The 20,416-nt window shown below is 30.0% G+C and carries 18 protein-coding genes and 1 tRNA gene; 13 read left to right on the plus strand and 6 right to left on the minus strand.

Going from position 1 to position 20,416, the window contains the following annotated elements:
- The 3 genes from Q0075_RS07115 to Q0075_RS07125 all read right to left on the minus strand — a co-directional run.
- Window positions 1-919, minus strand: a 919-nt coding sequence (locus Q0075_RS07115; protein WP_297868906.1) for an oligopeptide:H+ symporter, incomplete at its 3' end; no start/stop codon positions are given.
- A gap of 80 nt (window positions 920-999) precedes the next feature.
- Window positions 1,000-2,508, minus strand: a complete 1,509-nt coding sequence (locus Q0075_RS07120) for a peptide MFS transporter (RefSeq protein WP_297868907.1) — start codon at window positions 2,506-2,508, stop codon at window positions 1,000-1,002.
- Window positions 2,509-2,535: 27 nt separating this feature from the next.
- Window positions 2,536-4,707 (minus strand): S9 family peptidase, encoded by a 2,172-nt coding sequence (locus Q0075_RS07125; RefSeq protein ID WP_297868908.1) that lies wholly within the window; start codon window positions 4,705-4,707, stop codon window positions 2,536-2,538.
- A gap of 128 nt (window positions 4,708-4,835) precedes the next feature.
- Here Q0075_RS07125 and Q0075_RS07130 point away from each other — a divergent pair, with 128 nt between their 5' ends.
- The 3 genes from Q0075_RS07130 to Q0075_RS07140 are packed head-to-tail and all read left to right on the plus strand — an operon-like array spanning window position 4,836 to window position 9,749.
- The gene (locus Q0075_RS07130; protein ID WP_297868909.1) at window positions 4,836-6,152 is read left to right on the plus strand and encodes a hydroxymethylglutaryl-CoA reductase, degradative; all 1,317 of its coding nucleotides are present in this window, start codon (window positions 4,836-4,838) and stop codon (window positions 6,150-6,152) included.
- Window positions 6,152-7,066: a GYDIA family GHMP kinase gene (locus Q0075_RS07135; RefSeq protein ID WP_297868910.1), complete on the plus strand. Its 915-nt coding sequence runs from the start codon at window positions 6,152-6,154 to the stop codon at window positions 7,064-7,066. The genes Q0075_RS07130 and Q0075_RS07135 overlap by 1 nt, the downstream gene beginning before the upstream one ends.
- A 31-nt stretch (window positions 7,067-7,097) precedes the next feature.
- Complete coding sequence (locus Q0075_RS07140; protein WP_297868911.1) at window positions 7,098-9,749, plus strand: CHAT domain-containing protein; 2,652 nt, start codon at window positions 7,098-7,100, stop codon at window positions 9,747-9,749.
- Here Q0075_RS07140 and Q0075_RS07145 read toward each other — a convergent pair.
- Window positions 9,742-10,482, minus strand: a complete 741-nt coding sequence (locus tag Q0075_RS07145; RefSeq protein ID WP_297868912.1) for a tetratricopeptide repeat protein — start codon at window positions 10,480-10,482, stop codon at window positions 9,742-9,744. The genes Q0075_RS07140 and Q0075_RS07145 overlap by 8 nt on opposite strands.
- Before the next feature lie 58 nt (window positions 10,483-10,540).
- Window positions 10,541-11,101, minus strand: coding sequence for a sigma-70 family RNA polymerase sigma factor (locus Q0075_RS07150; RefSeq protein WP_297868913.1), 561 nt, complete (start codon window positions 11,099-11,101; stop codon window positions 10,541-10,543).
- A 162-nt stretch (window positions 11,102-11,263) separates the two neighbouring features.
- Between Q0075_RS07150 and Q0075_RS07155 the strand changes: the two genes are divergently transcribed.
- The 7 genes from Q0075_RS07155 (at window position 11,264) to Q0075_RS07185 (ending at window position 15,594) form a co-directional block, all read left to right on the plus strand.
- Window positions 11,264-11,482, plus strand: a complete 219-nt coding sequence (locus tag Q0075_RS07155) for an HTH domain-containing protein (protein ID WP_297868914.1) — start codon at window positions 11,264-11,266, stop codon at window positions 11,480-11,482.
- 71 nt (window positions 11,483-11,553) lie between these two features.
- Window positions 11,554-12,003, plus strand: coding sequence for a hypothetical protein (locus Q0075_RS07160; protein WP_297868915.1), 450 nt, complete (start codon window positions 11,554-11,556; stop codon window positions 12,001-12,003).
- 11 nt (window positions 12,004-12,014) lie between these two features.
- Window positions 12,015-12,497, plus strand: coding sequence for a hypothetical protein (locus Q0075_RS07165; RefSeq protein WP_297868916.1), 483 nt, complete (start codon window positions 12,015-12,017; stop codon window positions 12,495-12,497).
- 10 nt (window positions 12,498-12,507) lie between these two features.
- The gene (locus Q0075_RS07170) at window positions 12,508-12,942 is read left to right on the plus strand and encodes a hypothetical protein (RefSeq protein WP_297868917.1); all 435 of its coding nucleotides are present in this window, start codon (window positions 12,508-12,510) and stop codon (window positions 12,940-12,942) included.
- A 13-nt stretch (window positions 12,943-12,955) separates the two neighbouring features.
- Window positions 12,956-13,651, plus strand: a complete 696-nt coding sequence (locus Q0075_RS07175) for a hypothetical protein (RefSeq protein WP_297868918.1) — start codon at window positions 12,956-12,958, stop codon at window positions 13,649-13,651.
- 14 nt (window positions 13,652-13,665) lie between these two features.
- Window positions 13,666-14,022 (plus strand): hypothetical protein, encoded by a 357-nt coding sequence (locus tag Q0075_RS07180; RefSeq protein ID WP_297868919.1) that lies wholly within the window; start codon window positions 13,666-13,668, stop codon window positions 14,020-14,022.
- A gap of 243 nt (window positions 14,023-14,265) precedes the next feature.
- On the plus strand, window positions 14,266-15,594 hold the full coding sequence (locus tag Q0075_RS07185; protein WP_297868920.1) for an FISUMP domain-containing protein: 1,329 nt from the start codon (window positions 14,266-14,268) through the stop codon (window positions 15,592-15,594).
- A gap of 1,259 nt (window positions 15,595-16,853) precedes the next feature.
- Here the strand turns inward: Q0075_RS07185 and Q0075_RS07190 are convergent.
- Window positions 16,854-16,926: transfer RNA gene (locus tag Q0075_RS07190), tRNA-Phe, on the minus strand.
- A gap of 122 nt (window positions 16,927-17,048) precedes the next feature.
- Here Q0075_RS07190 and Q0075_RS07195 point away from each other — a divergent pair.
- The 3 genes from Q0075_RS07195 to Q0075_RS07205 are packed head-to-tail and all read left to right on the plus strand — an operon-like array spanning window position 17,049 to window position 20,415.
- On the plus strand, window positions 17,049-17,780 hold the full coding sequence (locus tag Q0075_RS07195; protein WP_297868921.1) for a type III pantothenate kinase: 732 nt from the start codon (window positions 17,049-17,051) through the stop codon (window positions 17,778-17,780).
- Window positions 17,777-19,036 carry a hypothetical protein gene (locus Q0075_RS07200; RefSeq protein WP_297868922.1) on the plus strand — a complete coding sequence of 420 codons (1,260 nt, stop codon included), beginning with the start codon at window positions 17,777-17,779 and terminating at the stop codon, window positions 19,034-19,036. The genes Q0075_RS07195 and Q0075_RS07200 overlap by 4 nt, the downstream gene beginning before the upstream one ends.
- Before the next feature lie 17 nt (window positions 19,037-19,053).
- Entirely contained in the window at window positions 19,054-20,415 is a 1,362-nt protein-coding gene (locus Q0075_RS07205) for a tetratricopeptide repeat protein (protein ID WP_291110147.1), read from the plus strand.
- Window position 20,416: the final 1 nt, after the last annotated feature.

Below are 20,416 nucleotides of genomic sequence, written 5' to 3' on the forward strand. Positions count from 1 at the left end.
CTGCCCAAGTTGTTAATGCCGAGCCATTTAATTTGAATACCGCCCAGAATAAAATCACCACTGCAAAAATAGTTAACAAAGCACCGATTGGTCTTTTGTCTTCCGTTTTGGCTTTGAAATATAAACTTCCGTAGAAGAAAATTACTGGAATACAAGCAAAAATAAAGGCATCCGTGCTATCTGAACCAAAAATATATCCATGTGGATTAGCATCTGAAGTCACTCCTTTGATTAACCAACCAATAACTCCAAAAACAGCCGAAGGCACTAAGATAAACATCACAATTTTCCAGAATGGCATATCGCCTGGTTGCACTCCTTTTTTCTCGGTTTTATCTCCGTAGTGTTTCGTTCCTAAAATAAAAACGATTACACCAATAAACATTCCAACTCCAGCCGCCATGAAAGCGTACTGCCAACCTAATAAAATTTGCAAAGCAGCTCCAAAGAAGTTACAAATGAAAGCTCCCACGTTGATTCCCATATAGAAAATGTTGTAGCCTTCGTCTTTTTTGTCTTTGTATTGATCTTCAGTATAGAAATTACCTAAAAGTGTTGAAATATTAGGTTTAAAGAAACCATTACCCACGATAACTAATGTCATGGCGATATACAACATGGTAATATCATGAATTCCCATCATAAAATAACCTGCTCCCATCATAATTCCTCCGATTACGATTGATTTTTTGTAACCCCAATATCTATCAGCAACTAAGCCTCCAATAAAAGGAGTTAAGAATACCAAAGCGATAAAAGTTCCGTATAAATCGGATGCTTCTTTCTCGGTCATAGCGAATCCGGCTTCAACATCTTTAAGATATAAGGTAAAAATACCAATCATTAAATAGTAACCGAAACGCTCCCACATTTCAGATAAAAACAAGTAAGGCAATGCTTTAGGATGACTTTTCCACATAATTTATTGTATTAAAAAAAACAAACCTACAAGGGTTTCTTGTAGGTTTGAAAGATATAAAAAAAATTTTATTTTATTGCTTATTCCGTTTTAGCTTCAACATGATCGTTGTGCATTCTTTTTTCTAACCAAGAACTCAGTACGAAAAGAATGGCAGCAGCAGCACCAGACATAATGATAAACAACACAAAGAATTCATATAAATTAGTAATTTGGAATCCTAAAAATGAAGTTGCGCCACCTGTTCCATCTTCTCCACCTGGAATTAAAGCACTTAATGTTCCCGCAAATTTATTAGCCGCAGCATTTGCTAAGAACCAAGTTCCCATCATTAAAGATGATAAACGTAAAGGAGCTAATTTAGAAACCATTGATAATCCGATTGGTGATAAACATAATTCTCCAATAGTATGAATTACATATAATCCAATTAACCACCACATTGAAACTTTTTCACCTAAGCCTAAGCCTTTAACAGCAATTGCAATTACTACATATCCTAAAGCTACTAAACCAAGTCCAATTGCCATTTTCTTTGGAGAAGATGGTTCTAATTTTCTAGCATATAAGAATCCCCAAACAATCGTCATAATTGGCGCTAATGAAATAACTGCTAAAGGATTTACTGATTGAAAATAAGACGCTGGCATCTCCCATCCAAAAATGGTTCGCTCTGTTTGTCTATCTGCAAATAACGTTAATGAAGCTCCTGCTTGCTCGAAAGCACCCCAGAAGAAAATTACGAAAAACGCTAAAAGGAAAATTACCGTAATTCTTTGTGTTTCAATTTTTGTTAAACTTTTATCACTAAAAATTAAAATTGGCATTGCTACCATAGCTCCATAGATGAAATAACTAATAATATCTACATCACTTTTAAACATTTGTTTGAAGTTCAACATGAAGAAAATAATTCCAATTGAACCAATAATCATAGCAATGCTTTTAACATCTAACTTTTTAACTGGCAATCCAATTGATTTTCCTTCTTCTGAAACCAAATATTTTTTTTGACCTAAAACAAAAGCAACTAAACCAATCAACATTCCTACTCCAGCTGCTAAAAATCCCCATTTAAAATCCATAGATCCACAAACTAAAGGTGAAAAGAAAGCCCCCAAGTTAATTCCCATGTAGAAAATAGTGAAAGCACTATCTATTCTTCTGTCATTTGCTGGATATAATTGCCCTACCATTGTTGAGATATTTGGCTTGAAGAAACCATTACCAATGATAATTGCAGTTAATCCCATCCACATAAGCGAAACTCCTCCATCTGCTCCAACAGAAGCACTGAAAAACATAAAGAATTGACCAATTGCCATTAAAAGACCTCCAATCACAATACTTCTTCGGTTTCCTAAAAACTTATCGCACAAATAACCTCCTAAAAGTGGTGTTAAGTATACTAAACCTGTATAACTTCCGTAAATTTCAGAAGCATCGGCATCTTTCATTAATAATACTTTAGTCATAAACAGAATAAAGATTGCTCTCATTCCATAATAACTGAATCGCTCCCACATTTCTGTGAAGAATAAAAAGTACAGCCCTTTAGGATGTCCTGTTTTTACAGCATTTTTTTCCATATAATTTGTTTTAGTTTATTGGTTAGTTTATAATTTTTCTTTGATGAAATTCGTCATTTTAGTATACAATTGTAGGCGGGTTTTTCCACCATAAATTCCGTGGTTTTTATCTGGATAAATTGCCCAATCGAATTGTTTGTTGGCTTGCACTAAAGCCTCTACCATTTTCATTGTATTTTGAACATGAACGTTATCATCCGCTGTTCCATGAATTAATAAGAAGTTTCCTTTTAATTTACTCACGTGATTGATTGGTGAATTGTTATCATAACCGCTAGCATTTTCTTGCGGAGTTTGCATATAACGCTCTGTGTAAATACTATCATAATATCTCCAAGAAGTTACTGGAGCTACAGCAATTGCCATTTTGAATACATCAGCACCTTGGAACAAACAGTTAGACGACATGAATCCGCCATAACTCCAACCAAAAATTCCAATTCTTGAAGCGTCAACATAATTGTATTTTCCGATTACTTTAGCAGCATCAATTTGATCTTCCACTTCGTATTTTCCTAGTTCTTTATATGTACATTTCTTAAATGCAGCCCCTTTATAGCCTGTTCCTCTTCCGTCTACACATGCTACAATATAACCTTGTTGAGCCAACATCATGAACCAATAATCATCTATACTGTTCCAAGCATTATCTACTTGTTGTGAACCTGGTCCAGAATACTGATACATGAAAACTGGATATTTTTTAGTTGGATCGAAATTTTTTGGTTTAATCATCCAAGCATTTAATTGGTGTCCTTTTTCTGTAGTTAATACAAAGAATTCTTTTGAAGTTACATCGTATTTTGCTAATTTTTGTTCTACTGCTTCGTTAGAAACAATTGTTTTTACAACCGCTCCTGTTTTAGAATCATTTAAAGTGTAAGTTGGTGCTGAAGTTGCACTTGAATACGTATTAATGAAGTATTGGAAATTCGGGCTAAAAGTTGCCGAATTGGTTCCTGTTTTTGATGACAATCTTACTTTTGATTTTCCATCAACTTTGATTGCATAAACATCTCTGTTGATTGACCCATTTTCTACCGATTGATAGTAAATCATTCCTGATTTTTCATCGAATCCGTAATAATTAGTTACTTCCCATTTTCCAGAGGTAATTTGTTTTTTTAATTTACCTGTTTTATCGTAGTGATAAATATGATTGAATCCGTCTTTTTCTGATGTCCAGATGAAACTATTATCTTTCAAGAAAGTTAAGTTATCTGTAACATCAATATAAGCTGCGTCTTTTTCGTTTAAAACAATTTTTGTAGTTCCTGCATTAGCATCTACAAAATGTAAATCTAAATTATTTTGGTGACGATTCATTACTTGGACACTTAAAACCGCAGCATCATTTGTCCATTTAATTCTAGGAATATAAAAATCTTTGTAATCACCTAAGTTGATTTTTTTAGTAGTTCCCGATTTTAAATCGAAAATATGTAAAGAAACAATGGCGTTTTTCTCACCTGCTTTTGGATATTTAAAAACGGTTTGTGTTGGATATAATCCTTCGTTGTACATATCCATTGAAAATTCTGGAACTTCCGTTTCATCAAACTTGATGTAAGCAATTTTAGTTCCTGTTACATTCCAATCATACGCTTTTACGAATGCAAATTCTTCTTCATACACCCAATCCGTAATACCATTGATAATTTTATTTTTTTGTCCGTCTTGTGTAATTTGAATTTTTACACCTGAAGATAAATCGTGAACATATAAATTGTTTTCAAAAGCATACGCCACTTTAGTTCCATCAGCACTAAATGTTGGTTCTTGAATAGCATTAGCCGTAAAACTACTAACCGTTTTAGAAGGAATATCATAAATAAAATATTCTGCAGTAAAAGAATGACGGAAAATAGGGTTTGATTTAGTAGCAATTAAAATCTTTTTCTCGTTTTTATCAAAAGAATAACTATCGATTGATGTTACTTCTGGATGATTTTTAGTATCAAAAAGGGTACTTACTTTTTCTAAAGTGGCAAAATCATACAAATCAATTTGATAACTTTTTGTGCTTCTATCGAAATTTAAGACTGTATATTGATTGGTGTTCTTCATGGCGCTCAAGGCATCCATTCCTTTTGTTCTAAAGGCACCACCCCAAATTTCTTCTAAAGTAATTTTTTGTTGCGCTACAACTGATAATGAGCTCACTACAAAAAGTAAAATCGCTAAACTGTATTTTTTCATAATTTTATGTTCTTAAAAAACCTCCAATTTTAGTGATTTTTTTACAATTAATGTAATTTTTGACCCATAATTTAAAAAAAAGTATCAAAATGCTTTTTGTATCTTTGTGTTAAATTTTAAGATTTGCTATGACACAAAACGTAAAAGGTTTCTCTAAACTTTCTAAAGAAGAAAAAATAAATTGGATTACCAATACTTACTTCACTAACCCGGAAGAAGCAAAAGAAAGCATTATTAAATATTGGAATTCCGATGAAAATTTACAAAAACTACACGATGAATTCATAGAAAATACGTTGACCAACTTTTACCTTCCTTATGGAGTAGCGCCTAACTTCATTATTAATGGAAAAAGCTACACGATTCCAATGGCAATTGAAGAAAGTTCGGTTGTGGCAGCCGCTTCAAAAGCAGCAAAATTTTGGGGCGAGCGTGGCGGTTTTAAAACGACTATTATCAGTACCGAAAAAATTGGTCAGGTTCATTTTCTTTTCCATGGAAATTCAGAAAAACTAACTACTTTTTTCAATACAATAAAACCAACTTTCTTTGAGGATACACAAGAAATTACCAAAAACATGCAAAAGCGTGGTGGCGGAATTTTAAACATCGAACTTAGAGATAAAACCCATGAAATTCCAAATTATTATCAATTACATGCTACTTTTAATACCAAAGACAGCATGGGTGCGAATTTTATCAATACATGTTTAGAGCAATTTGCCAAAACGTTAGAAAATCAAGCGCAAGACTATACCGATTTTACTTCGAATGAAAAAAACATTCAAATTGTAATGAGTATTTTGAGCAATTATGTCCCAAATTGCTTAGTAAGAGTGGAAGTTTCTTGTCCAGTTGCCCAAATTTCAGATGATAAAAATATCGATGCGAATGAATTTGCTCAAAAATTTGCAACCGCAGTTCGCATTGCCGAAGTAGAACCTTATAGAGCCGTAACCCACAACAAAGGCATCATGAACGGCATCGACGCCGTAGTGCTAGCAACTGGAAACGACTTCAGAGCCGTGGAAGCAGGAATTCACGCTTATGCCAGCAAATCGGGACAATATTCAAGTTTATCGCATGTGAAAATTGAGAATGATATTTTTACTTTTTGGATGGAAATTCCGTTAGCATTAGGAACAGTTGGCGGATTAACTTCATTACATCCATTAGTGAAATTTTCAATGGAATTATTAGGAAAGCCATCGGCAGAAGAACTAATGCAAATTGTAGCAGCGGCTGGATTAGCTCAAAACTTCGCAGCGCTTCGTTCGTTAACCACAACAGGAATTCAACAAGGACATATGAAAATGCATTTGATGAACATTTTAAACCAACATCATGCTACGAAAGAAGAAAAACAAAAAGTGTTGGATTACTTTAAAGACACTACTGTTTCACATAGTTTAGTGGTAGATTATTTGGAAAAAATCAGAAGTTAATGGAAACCCAAACTTTTTACAGTAACGGAAAATTACTCATCACAGGTGAATACGTTGTTTTAGATGGCGCTAAAGCATTGGCTTTACCTACTAAATTTGGACAAAGTTTATTGGTGAAATCAGGCACAAATCAACAAATCAAATGGACGAGTTTTGATGCCGATAAAAGCATTTGGTTTGAAGGCATGATTTCGTTTGAAGAAATAAAGCAAAGAACCATCAACGATAGCAATTCTGCTGTAAAAAACACCTTGATTGAAATTTTACATCAAGCTTTTATACAAAACCCTTCATTTTTAGAAAAAGAAGGCTATGAAATTGAAACTTACTTAACTTTTCCAAGACTTTGGGGTTTAGGAACATCTTCTACTCTAATAAATAGTATTGCGGATTGGTTAGATATTGATGCGTTTGAATTGTTGCAAAAAAGTTTTGGCGGAAGCGGTTATGATATTGCTTGTGCTAAGTCGAATTCACCCCTTGTATATCATTTAGAAAACGAAAAACCGCATTTTAAACCCATTCATTTTAATCCTGAATTCAAAGACCATATTTATTTTGTGTATTTGAATCAGAAACAAAGCAGCAAACTAGCAATTGCAAATTACATGTCAAAACATCATCATGTGAATGCAGTAATTTCAAAAATCAACACTATTACATACGAAACCATTGATTGTAAAGAATTAAAAGATTTTGCTAAACAAATGGAAAAACATGAAATTATTATGAGTGATGTTTTAGAAATGGAAACCATTCAAGAAAAGTTTTTTCCTGATTTTGAAGGAGTGATTAAAAGCTTAGGAGCTTGGGGAGGCGATTTTGTAATGGTGATTTCTAAAGACAATCCTAAAGAATATTTCAAAGAAAAAGGCTATCCAGTAGTACTTTCTTACGAAGAAATGATTTTGTAAAAAAATAATTATTACATTAATTGAAAAACCTTTGAAATACATTTTAATATTAATTTTATCATTATCCCTGGCTGTAAGAAGTCAATCACTACAGATAGCTAATGGTTATTTGGAACGATCCGACTATAGACGAGCAATTCCTTGTTATGAAAAAATAATAGAAAAAGCAAAACTAGACAAAGACTTGAATTTACAGGTTGCTGCTCAAAATGCACTTGCTGATTGTTATACTGATTTAGGTGCCTATTATAAATCGAATGTTTTACTGAAAGAAAATTTAAAATTACTAAACGCTGCAAAATCAAAAAACTATAAATCATTAGCAGAAACTCATTTGCTAATAGCGCACAACTTCGATAATCTATTTTTTTTTGAAGATTATTTAAACCATTGTCACAAGTATTACTCCTTTATCAACAAAGCATATCCAAAAAAAGAAATTTATAAAGCATTATATTACGCCTATATAGGTAGGTATTACAATATCAAATTTCAGATTGATAAGGCAAATTTTTACACAGAAAATGCTTTAAAAATTTATCATAGAAACAAACAAGATGCTAATTTAATTGACGTTTACAAACTTTATAATTCTCACTGCTTTACTATTCGTAATATAAATATACCTTTTTCAATTCGATCTAAATATGTTGATTCATTACTTATATTAACGCATCAAAAGTTCACTTTTGACAATATAAAAAAATCAAAAACATTTGTTTCAGCTACAATGTTAAATTTTGATTTTGCTAATGGTTATTTATATAAAAACCTAAAAGAAGGTACCTATTTAAAGAATAAAACTTTTAAAGTTTTAAATAATTCCTTAAATATCAACAATAATCATGTAGGTTATAATTATGTTTTATCGGCTAGAATTAACATACTAAAAAACATACTCCACTTAACCTCAAAGGAATATTTAAAATCTTTAAATGAATGTAATGAAGGCATTAGAAGATTGTCAGAGAAAGACTTGCTTAACTATGGATTTTCAAGTAATAATCACCAAATTATCAATCTATTAAGACAAAAACATCTTGTGTTAGTTGAATTAAACAAGGTAAATCCTAAAAAAGAAATGCAACAAAAAATTATTGACAATTTGTTATTAATGGAAATTATATGGAATCGATATACACAGGATCAAATAAATTTAAGTACTGATTTTATGTCAATTATGTATAATGAAAATCCATATTCCTTTTTATATCAAGCATATTTAACAATGTTTGAGATTACAAAAGATAAAAAATATCTTGAAAAAATTCATGAATATGATGAAAAGAGCAAATATAATTCACTTTTGATTATTTCTTCATTGACAGCAAAACAAAAACAAGAAAAACAAATACTATATGAAAAAAGAAAAAAGATTTATTTAATTTATGATGATTATATACTTGCTAAGTATAATAAATCAAAACTACAATTTAGTATTAAAAATCAGCTTTTAAAACATATAAAACAATTAATAGTTTTTGAAAAAAAATCTGATTTAATGAAAAAATCAAAAATCGTTTCATTAACAGAACTGCAAAATAAACTCACACATAAAGATGCAATAGTTTCTTATTTAAGAGGCCAAATAAATTCAGCTAATGAATTATATGTCAAAATTATCACAAAAAAACATGTTATAATTACAAATTTAAATTCAGAAGCAAATACTATAGAATCAGATTATAAAAACAAAATTGATTCACTTGTATTTTTTTTACAAAATCAAAAAACAAATGAATTCAAAAAAAATAGTTATCAAATTTACAAGAATATATTTTATAAAATTGAAAAACTTCTTCCTAAGGGAATCGAACATATTGAGATAATTCCAAATGCTGAGTTAAGTAATTTGCCTTTTGAAATGTTATTAAATGCTGATTCAAAGATTAATGATTTTAGAAAACTACCATATCTTATACATAAATACAACTTTAGTTATTCTTTGTCGTCTTCTATCACAAAACTAAACAATACTAAACAAGGAAAATCATTTGAAAAAATGACTTTTTTTTCGCCTTCTTTTGAAGAACAAAAATTAACCCAACTGCAATTATCAAAAGACAAGGGAAAATCAATAGCAAATAAATTTAATGCATCATTTTTTGGTAATAAAAAAGCAAATCTAAAAGCATTTAAAAACGCATTACAAGAAAATAAAATTATTTCTGTTTTTTCTCACGGACAATCATTTAATGATTTTGAAAACAATAATAAAGGAATTTATTTTTCAGATGGTTTTTTAAGCCTTAGTGAAATTTACAATCTTAAATCCAATTGTAACTTTCTTCTTTTAGGCGCTTGTGAAACTGGTTTAGGCGGAAAAGATAATGGAGAAGGCAATATCAATTTAGCTAGAGCTTTTTCAAGTATTGGAGTAAAAAGTATGTTATTAGCTTCTTGGAAAATTGACGAAGAAAGTACAATTAAAATTACTGAAACCTTTTTAAAATATCTACAAGATGGTTATTCTAAATCAGAGGCGTTACAAAAAGCTAAACTTGAGTTTTTAAACACTGCAAACCCTCGAAATGCAAATCCGTTTTATTGGGCAGGATTAAATATTATTGGAAACAATGAAAACATAAAACCAAAACCTACTCAAAGTTATTTCTGGTGGCTCTTATTAATTTTTCCTATTTCTGGAGCAATTTGGTATTATAAAAAAAGGCAGCTTAATTAAAAACTTCTTTTAATATTGTGGCTGCATCTGAATTAAAAGGACTTTCTGAATTTGCTACTTTTTCAAATAGTTGCTTAGCTTCTTTTTTATTTCCCTGTTTTAATAATGAAAATCCTAAACGGAATTCTGCATCGAAATTAAAAATACTTTGTTTGTTCGCTTCAATTTTTTTAAAATTTTTGGTAGCAACTTCAAAATTATGCAAGTCATAAGCTATAACTGCTTGATAATAAATAACAGTATCATTGTTTGTTTTTACCTTACTAATTTCTTCTGAAAATGTATATGCTTTTTCTAACTCGTTTGACTTATAAAATTGCATTAATTTATTCCAATCATTTTCAGTAGTACTCATTAAATTAGGAAGTCCTGATTCTTTAACAAAATAATTATCAATTGATTTTGAAGTGTTCAATAAAAAATATCCAGCTACAGCAACAAAAGGGATAACTACAGCTGCGTATTTTGAGTATATTGTTGTTCTTTTATTTGTTTGTTTTGTTCTAATAGCAATTGCTTCAATTCTATTTTCTGTTTTAGAAAAAACTTTTTTGAGGACTGTGTAGTCCCAATTGTTTTCTTCTAAAAGCATTTTTGCCCCTAATAGGGCTTCATCTGTGGGTGCACTATTTTTTAATTGTTCCAAAATACGCAGACGCTCCTTTGCGTCAAAATCATCTTCTAATGATTGCAACAAGAGTGCTAAATCTATATTTTGGTTATGATTATTCATTATTTAATTTAAACGATTCAAATATATTTTATTCCCAAAAGTACACTATTTTGAGTACTTATTCCATAAACAACCCCCATAATTCCTTTACTTTTTTTCTTGCCATTGAAAGTATATTTGAAATTGTTTTTTCGGATAGTTGTAATTGTTCTGCTATTTCTTCATTTGAAAACCCTTGAATGTTCATTGCTAAGACTGTCTTTTCTTTTTGGGGTAAACAATCTAATAAGAGTTTGAAATTTTCTTCTGTTATGGTTTCAGAAACGGAATTAAAACTCGTTACTGGGAGAAGTTTTTTAATTCCCTGAGCAATTCTATTTCGATTATTTTTAGTTTTAATGACATCTAAGCATCTATTTTTTACCATTATAATGAGTAATGCTTTTATGTCAATTTCCTCCTCAATGAATTTTTGTTTTCTTTTTTCAATTGGCATTTTAAACAACTTCTCAAAACAATCAGCAACCACATCTTCCGCTTCTTGTTGTGATTGTACATACCGATAAGCAATCAAATACAATTTAGGTAAAAAAGTATGATATAAATGCCCTAAAGCAAGATTATCACCCTTGCAAAATTGTTGTAGCGTTATTGTTGATATGTGAAGTGGATTCTTCAAAAAATATTGATTAAAGCTTAAAATGGATGCAAATATAAATTTTCAAAAAGAATTTCGGGAAGATTTACTTAGCTAATCGTTACAAAAATGTATTCTTTTTTAAAGAAAAAACACTGAGCGCAAGGAGGTTGCGATGAATGGTTTTATAATTGCATAGTAAATATGGATATACGCATTTTTATACGATTACACGAATTGATACAAACAAAACAGACAGGAAATCTTAAACAATTAGCAAAAAAATTAGAAATTTCTGAACGGAGTGTTAATTATTACATTGCTTTCATGCGAAATGAATTAAAGGCTCCAATAATTTATGACAGAAAATTAGAAACGTATTTGTATGAAACGGAGTGTAAGCTTTGCTTTACAAACGAATAAGTGTTTAAAACAATATAAATTAGGCGGTACCGAAAAGCTAAAAGAGTAGGAAAAACTAAAATTAGAAATTTATGGAATGTGAATGTTTAATTGAAATGATTGGTTTTATTGTAACTATTGCAGGATTTATAATTACAATAATAACACTAAAAAAAGGACAAAATGATTTACGTATTTCAAATGTCTTGAAATTAAAAGAAATCTTTAATGAATATTTAGATATTCATTCTAAACTATCTCCAAATGGAGAATGGAATAATCCAAATTTCAATTTTAATAATATTAGTAGTAAGGAGTTTTCTAAATTCAATGATTATGCAGGTATTTTTGAAGCGGTTAAATTAATGCTTGAAAATGGTTCATTAAAACAACCAGAATTTAAAACTTTCTTTCTATATCGTTTGAGCAATATAGCAACTTGTAAGGCAGCTATGGAAAATATCTATGAAAACATAGACAACTGGACAAACTTAATAGACTTAATGAACCAATTTAATTTAATTAATGAACACAATAATTAATTTACAAAATCATGAATAAACTTTTGTTTACTATCCTATTTCTTCTACTTACTTTCAATTTCTACGCTCAAACCAACGATTCTGAGTTGAGTGATGAATATAAAGAAGGAGCCTTTCAAGGAGCCGAAGAAACAAATGGACACAATCCAATGGTTGATAAAATAACACCAAATGATGTTGGTAAAACCGTGATTATTGAACACCTTGAAATAATGACACGTGATATTGGAAAGTTGAATTGGGAAGATGCAAAAACCGCATGTGCGAATCTAGGAAAAGGATGGAGATTACCTACAATGAATGACTTAAAACTTCTTTACTTGAATAGAGCAAAAATTGGAAATTTTGCCGAGGGTAAATGCTATTGGTCATCGGATAATCTATATGAAAAAGCATATTTCAGATATTTCAACAATCTATATCTAAACGCTATGGATACCGAAAAAACTTGGGAATTATATGTAAGACCAGTTAGAACTTTTGTTAAAAATTAAATTTATCTGTATGAAAAAAATAACATTATCATTTTTATTAGTCCTTTTAACTTCAATGAGTTTTGCTCAAGTTAAAAAAAATCCAAACCTAAAACTTTATACCAAATACGAATGTTCGGCTTTGGATGATTTTTTAAACACTAATGATTATTTGAGTTGTGATAAATCAAGTCAATACCGATTTTACTCTTTTAACATTACAGACACTAAAATTGTTGTATCCGAACTTAATAAAATGCAACAAGTTTTGTCAAAAAATGAGTGCGAGGATTTAATACTTGAAAAAAGAAAAGATTATGATGTTTATACTAGAGATAACGATACTAGAGAAGGAGAATTTGGTTTTCAACAATATTATATTTCAAAAGACAAAAAGAAAATAATTAATGTTTTCCATGGTCAATACGGAGCAGTTTATCAAACCTTTTACATATTAAATAAATAAAACCTAAACAATTATGAAAAAACAATTAGTAGTAGCATCATTAATAATGCTAGGTATTTTTACAATCTCTTGCGGAGGTAAAAATGGAGAAACAAAATCAGAAGCTAAAACAGAAGAAGTTGCAGATTGTCCTTGCAATACTTTGATAGACACAACTGGGTTCTTAAAGGATAAAAATTACACTGGAACTTGCGCTGATAAAGATCAAAATGACACTATAATTCTCAAAAAAGAATATAAAAATGGCTATTTAATTAGTAAAATGACCAAGGAAAAAGTTAAAGGTAAATATTATACCACTCAAGAAATGACTTTCGATGATGAAAAAGAATTTAACGGATATAACATTGAGATAAGTGAAATATATAAAAGTAATGGTCAAAAATATTCTGGACATTATAAAAGGTACAAGGATGGTCAACTTATTGATGATTATGGCGTTATTTGCGATAAAATGTTGTTAGATCAAAGTAAATTTTCTATTAGAGTTTGTTGGTATACAAAAAATGGAAAACTGATTGAGTATAATGAAGATAATTTGAATGAAGAGTCTAGACCAAAGTGTATGCCTGATTCAGAACCACACGGTAGTTATGGAAATGGTGTAAATAGTCTTTGGTGGGAATTAGAAAATTTAGACATTACTACATTCGACAATGTTGTTGAAGGATTACAAAAAGAATTACCACATTTTTTCTTTGCTAAATAATTAATATCAAAATTATGTATAAGCATATTATATCATATCGTCATTACCTAGATTTATCTCAAAATTCTAGTATTTCACCAGTAAAAAAACTTGAAATCATTACTGATGAAAAAATTTATATGGATGGACCGGGTGTTTGGAAAACAAAAGCTAGAAATTTTATAAGTAGTAACACGGGAATTAATCCTTCACAAGTTTTGGATGATAGTTGTTTTACTATATATATAAAAGGTTCAGTATCTGATTCAGAAAATAAGTCAAAAAAAAATAGTTCTAAAAAAGAAAAGTCAATTTTCGTTCCACTTTGGGCGCTTCCATTCAAGCTTTTATGGAAACTTATTAAATTAATTTTCTTTTTTTGGATGAGATAAAATTTGATTTTTTTTAAATATTATGTTGTCTTTTGGACAACCTTTTTTTATATATAGAAAATGAGGATTAAATGTAAAATCGATAAAAGAGGTTAAACAATTCAACCTCAACAACTCCTTAAAATCTTTACAGATTGTGATACTTAAAAAACTACTAAATAACTTCGAGAATGGCAGATCTATCAGAGAATTATTTAAGAATTTAGAAATTAAACCTATACATAACATTAAAACAAAAATAAAATGAGAACATCAAAATCAATAATAATATTTTTATCATTAGTTTCATTTCTTAGTTGTTCAACTCAATCTGATGATGATGGAAATTCAACCACCGCCGTTGTTCCTATTGCACCATCAAATTTAACAGGAACTGTTGCCTCATCCACACAAATAAATCTTTCTTGGAGTGATAATTCCACCAATGAATCTGGTTTTAAAATTGAACGTAAAACAGGCTCGAATACCTATGCTGTGATAGGAACTACAACAGCTGATATTACAAATTATAGTGATACAGGACTATTGCCAAGTACAACATATACTTATCGGGTGTACTCTTACAACTCAGTTGGAAAATCTCTAACATATTCAAATGATTTTTCACTCAATACTACTAGTGGTACTAGTACAGCGGTTCTTCCTACCATAACTATGCCTTCAACATCTTCAATTACTAATGTATCAGCTGTTTCTGGAGGAAATGTTACAAGTGATGGTGGCGCTCCTATAATAGCAAGAGGAGTTTGTTGGAACGTATCTGGTTCTAATGGTCCTCCTACAATTGCATTGTCAACAAAAACAACAGATGGTACCGGCGTAGGAAATTTTACAAGTTTAGTTACAGGACTTAATCCAAATACTAGTTATAATATAAGAGCTTATGCTACTAATAGTATAGGAACAGCTTATTCAGAATCATATTATGGTTTTATGACTCTACAAGAACCTCCCGTAGTTTCTGGTCCTGTTATTTATGACATAGATAATAATTCATACCAAAGTGTTAAAGTATGTGACCAGACTTTTACAATTAAAAATCTTAATGTATCAAAATACAGTGATGGTACTCCAATACCACAAGTTACAGATGATACCCAATGGGCTAACCTTACGACAGGAGCATGGTGCTATTACATCAATAGTAACGGTATATATGAAAAGATGTACAATTGGTATGCTGTTGCAGGCATATATGATGCTGCCTCATTGGCAAACCCTGCTCTTCGTAAAAAACTAGCTCCAGCAGGGTGGCATATTCCTAGCATTGCAGAATGGACAGACTTAGCCAATTGTTTATATGGAGTAGATGTAGCTGGGGGAAAAATGAAATCCATTGGAACTGTATGGAATGGCACAAATGTTGCAGCGACTAATTCATCAAATTTTAATGGTTTACCTGGTGGTGTCCGCGATTATAGTGGTTGGTTCTATAATGCGAGAGTTTCTGGTTTCTGGTGGAGTTCAAATGAGAACTCTGGTATTCTTTTGAGAATAGATAGTGGTAGTGTTGACATCATGAATACTCTTAATAAAAAAATGGGGGGGTATGTGCGTTGTTTTAAAGATTAAAAATAGTAACTTGAAAAGGTTTAGTGGTACTATACAATAAACTGTGTAAGTAGAAAAATAATGGGGTTTTAAAACCCCATTATTTTTTTGTTTAATTTTAAATTTTATACAGTCTTATGAATTAATGGAGTGGAAGATGTTAAAGTAAAAAGAATAAATTAAAAATTACGAAAATATAAATAAATCAATAGTTACTTAGTTAAAAAGGATTGTCTTATAGACAATCCTTTTTATATGTACAATATGACGATTAATCTTAAACATAACAAAAAGGGGAAAACAATTCAACCTCAACAACTCCTTAAAATCTTTACAGATTGTGATACTTAAAAAACTACTAAATAACTTCGAGAATGATACTATTGAAAATGATTTGGTAAATAATTTGGTGGTTGTCTATTATTTTTATGTTTAAATGGTGTCCTTATATTTTCTATTGACGTATATGATATTATATACCAATCGCTAAAATCGTTTGTTAGGAATAAAAAAAATGATGATGTTTTGAACAAAAAATTAAACTGAAAAGTCCCGTAATTTGGGACTTTTCTTTCTTAATAAATTAAACATTTCAACTAAATTTGATGTATTCTGAGATTGATTATTTACAATTTTTTTCGATTTTTTTATTAAAAAGTGCAATATAGCTTTGCAAAAGCAATCAGAAACACACCTCTACTACTTACAAATTATAATATAGAACGGAAGCCATGGCTTCCGTTCTATATTTCAATATATATTTTTTGTTTTGTATTTTTAAAATACCTCAGAAACTACAAAAAAATAAATTCATTCTCAAAGTATTATAACTCATTTTTTAAAGAGTTAAATAATCTTGATATGATTATACTTGTAATTAAATAGGCATGTTAACATGATTTATAACCAAAGAGAGGCTAATCCAAACTTTGAATTACAACAAATATTTTTGCTAAATAAATCGTTCATAGTAAATCGTAATTGATTTATTATTTGGTTAGCCACTTATAATTCTTTAAGTAAAATTGTTTATTCAGTGTAAGCATGTATTGTGAAACTTTATTTCTTCCAAAATTTATTAAATTTATTTTTGAAGAAGTAATTTTTCAATTTCATATTCTAAATGTTAATTTTTAGATGACTTCATTAAATTTCTAATTATACATGAAAAATGTATTTTACTATTTTTGAGAGAATGTATTTTTTATAGGTAAAAAACACCTTGAAAACACCCTAAAACAAAAAACCCTTGAAAATCAAAGGATTATCAAGGGTTTAAGTGGTACCTCCAGGAATCGAACCAGGGACACATGGATTTTCAGTCCATTGCTCTACCAACTGAGCTAAGGTACCTTTACAATTTTAAGCAGTACTGCTTGTTGATTGCGGGTGCAAATATAGAACCATTTTTATATTTTCCAAAACAAATATTAAAAAAAATGAATTTGTATATTTGCACCTCCAAAAACATAACCATGCTTTTAACCATCGATGTTGGAAACACAAGAATTAAAGTCGCTGTATTTGAACACAATAAGCAACTCGATTTTTTTATTTTCGAGACAACAGAAGCTTTAAAAAATTTTAAAAATATTTTTAAAAAATATTCTCATCTTCAAAAAATCACGCTTTCTTCGGTAGGAAAACTTGATGAAGAGGTGTTGGATTACATCAAAAGTCAGTTTCCAACGGAAATAATTTCACATCATTCGAGATTTCCATTCAAGAATTTATACAGCACTCCTGAAACATTAGGAATAGACCGAATGGTTTTAGCAGCAGGAGCCACTTTGCAATTTCCAAGTCAAAATCGATTAATTATTGATGCTGGAACTTGTATTACCTATGATTATGTGAATTCAAATAATGAATATTTAGGCGGTGCTATTTCTCCAGGGATTAGTATCCGTTATAAAAGTTTAAACGATTATACCTCAAAATTACCACTTTTATCCATAAGTGAAGACTTTAAAATTATTGGAGATAGTACAAAAAGCGCCATTCATAGCGGTATAATTAATGGTGTAATCTTTGAAATTGAGGGCTTTATTTCCCAATATTCTCTTAAAAATCAAGATTTAACAATAATTTTAACAGGAGGAGACGCAGAATTTTTGGCTAAAAGATTAAAAAACACCATATTTGCCAATTCAAATTTCTTACTAGAAAGTTTGAATCTATTATCACTATACACATATCAAAAATGATTAAAAAACTTATTGTATTAGCTAGTATACTTTTATCACTAACTTCTTGGGCACAAGACAATACTGCTTCACCATATTCTTATTTCGGATTAGGCGAAGTAAAATTTAAAGGAACTGAAGAAGCCAAAGCAATGGGAGGAATAAGTATTGTTGCAGATAGCACCCAACTTAATTTAATAAATCCTGCTTATTATTCTAAATTAAGATATACAACTTTTGCTATTGGTGGTACTAACTCTTTTACAAATTTTTACACAAATAATGAATCTGACAAATCACAAAGAACAAGTTTAGATTACTTATTAGTTGCAATTCCAAAACAAAAATTTGGAGTAATTGTAGGATTAATGCCTTTTTCAACCGTTGGATTCAAACTTAAAAGTAGCGAAATCAATAGTATAGACCAAACTTTAAGAGAGAAAAAATTTCTTGGTAACGGTAATATAAATAGAGTATTATTTGGTACATCTTATAAAATAAACTCTAAGTTTAGCGTTGGTTTTGACATTAATTACAACTTTGGAAAAATCAAAACCGAGACAGTAGAATTTGTTGAAGACCCTGTTATTCAGCTTGGTTCTAGAGAAAGAAATACATCAATTGTAAAAGGATTTTCTTCCAGTTTTGGAGTTACCTATGAAGGAAAAATCAACAACAAATTAACACTATACTCTTCATTAACTTTTAGTCCAGAAAGCAAGTTATACTCTGAAAACACTAGAAACATTGCTACTATTGTATATGGTTCTTCAGGTAATGAATTGATAGATGAAGAACAAGATGTTGATGTACAAAATAACTATATTGCAATTCCTACAAAATTAAGTATTGGTTCTGGTATTGGAGTAAAAAACAAATGGCTTATTGCTACCGAAATCACACTTCAACAAACTAGCAAACTAGAAAACAGATTCAAAGACGAATTAAATGGAGATTTTAAAAACGCAACAAAAATTGCGCTAGGTGGATTCTTTATTCCAAAATATAATTCTTTTTCTAGCTATTTCAGCAGAATCACCTATAGAGCCGGTTTACGATATGAAAATACTGGATTAGTGTTAAAAAATGAAAGCATAAACGATTATGGCATGACTTTTGGACTAGGACTACCAGTTGGTTTATCTAAAATAAACATTGGATTTGAATTAGGTAAAAAAGGAACAACAACTCAAAATTTAATTCAAGAAAATTATTTTAATTTAAATATCGGATTATCATTGAGTGATTTGTGGTTTAGAAAGAGAGAAATTAATTAATATTTATAACAACCAAAATGAAAAAGAGTTTAACTTTACTATTTATAGCAACAGCTAGTTTTTTTTCCCAAGCTCAAAACACTGAAGCTTGTACTGAAGCTATTAGCTTAATGACAACTTCTGTTAAAGCTAAAGATGTAAATAGCTATGATTACCTAACAACTTTAAGAAAAGATTGCCCCACTTTTCACAAAAGCATTTATACTTATGGAGAATTGGCAATAAAACTAAAAATTGAAAAAGCTACTACCCCACAAGAAAAAGAAAAATATGTTCGTGATTTATTAAAATTATACGATGAGCACGATCAATATTTTCCTGGAAATGGAGCTGGAAATAAAATGAAAAAAGGATTGGCTTTGTTTGACAATAAAATTGGAACAACAGATGAAGTATATAATTTGTTAGATGTTGCTTTTAAAACAGATTACGCCAACTTTAAATATGCTAAAGCCATGTATGTTTACTTCGAAATTTTAGTAAACAAACATAAAGCTAATAGTGGTATTGAATTGCAACAAGTTTTTGACAAATACGACGATTTAACAAAAAAACTTGAAGAAGAAGAAAAGGAATTAACTGATGAAAAAGACGCACTTTTAAGCAAAGAAGAATCTGGTCAAACTTTAACAGATAAAGAAACTGCAAGAAAAAATAGATTAGAGAATAATTTAGAAATTTTTGAAGGAGTAAGAAATGACATGGATAATATTATTCTTGAGTTATCAACTTGTGCTAAATTAATACCATTCTATCAAAAAGGATTTGAACAAAACAAAACAAATGAAGAATGGTTAAAAAGAGCAACAAATCGTTTAGATGCTAAAGGATGTGATTCTGACCCACTGTTTTCAAAAATGTCAGAGGCGTTGTATAAATTAAACCCAAGTGCCGAAGCTGCTGAAAAATTAGGTGTTGTAGAATATCAAAGAAAAAATACAGCTAAAGCGATGGAATATTTTAATCAAGCTGCAAGTTTACATACCGATAACACTAAAAAAGCAAATTTATATTATAAAATCGCAACCTTGTATAGTAGATCTAACAAAGCTCAAGCACGTAACTATGCAAGAAAAGCTTTAGAAGTAAAACCATCATTCGGAAAATCTTATCTATTAATTGCTTCTTTATACGGAAGTAGCATTAACGATTGTGGTAATGATCAATTTGAAAAAAGAGCGGTTTACTGGTTAGCTGCACAATATTGCGACAAAGCCGCTTCTGTTGATTCAACTTTGAGAAGTAAAGCAAGTGGCGACGCTGCTAAATATAGAGCTGCAGCACCTTCAAAAACAGAAATATTCCAATCTGGAAAAGGAGGACAACGAATTGCTTTCAATTGTTGGATTGGAGAAAGTATATTAGTTCCAAGTTTATAAA

The organism is uncultured Flavobacterium sp. (assembly GCF_937967675.1).
In the GTDB taxonomy this organism is placed as follows: domain Bacteria; phylum Bacteroidota; class Bacteroidia; order Flavobacteriales; family Flavobacteriaceae; genus Flavobacterium.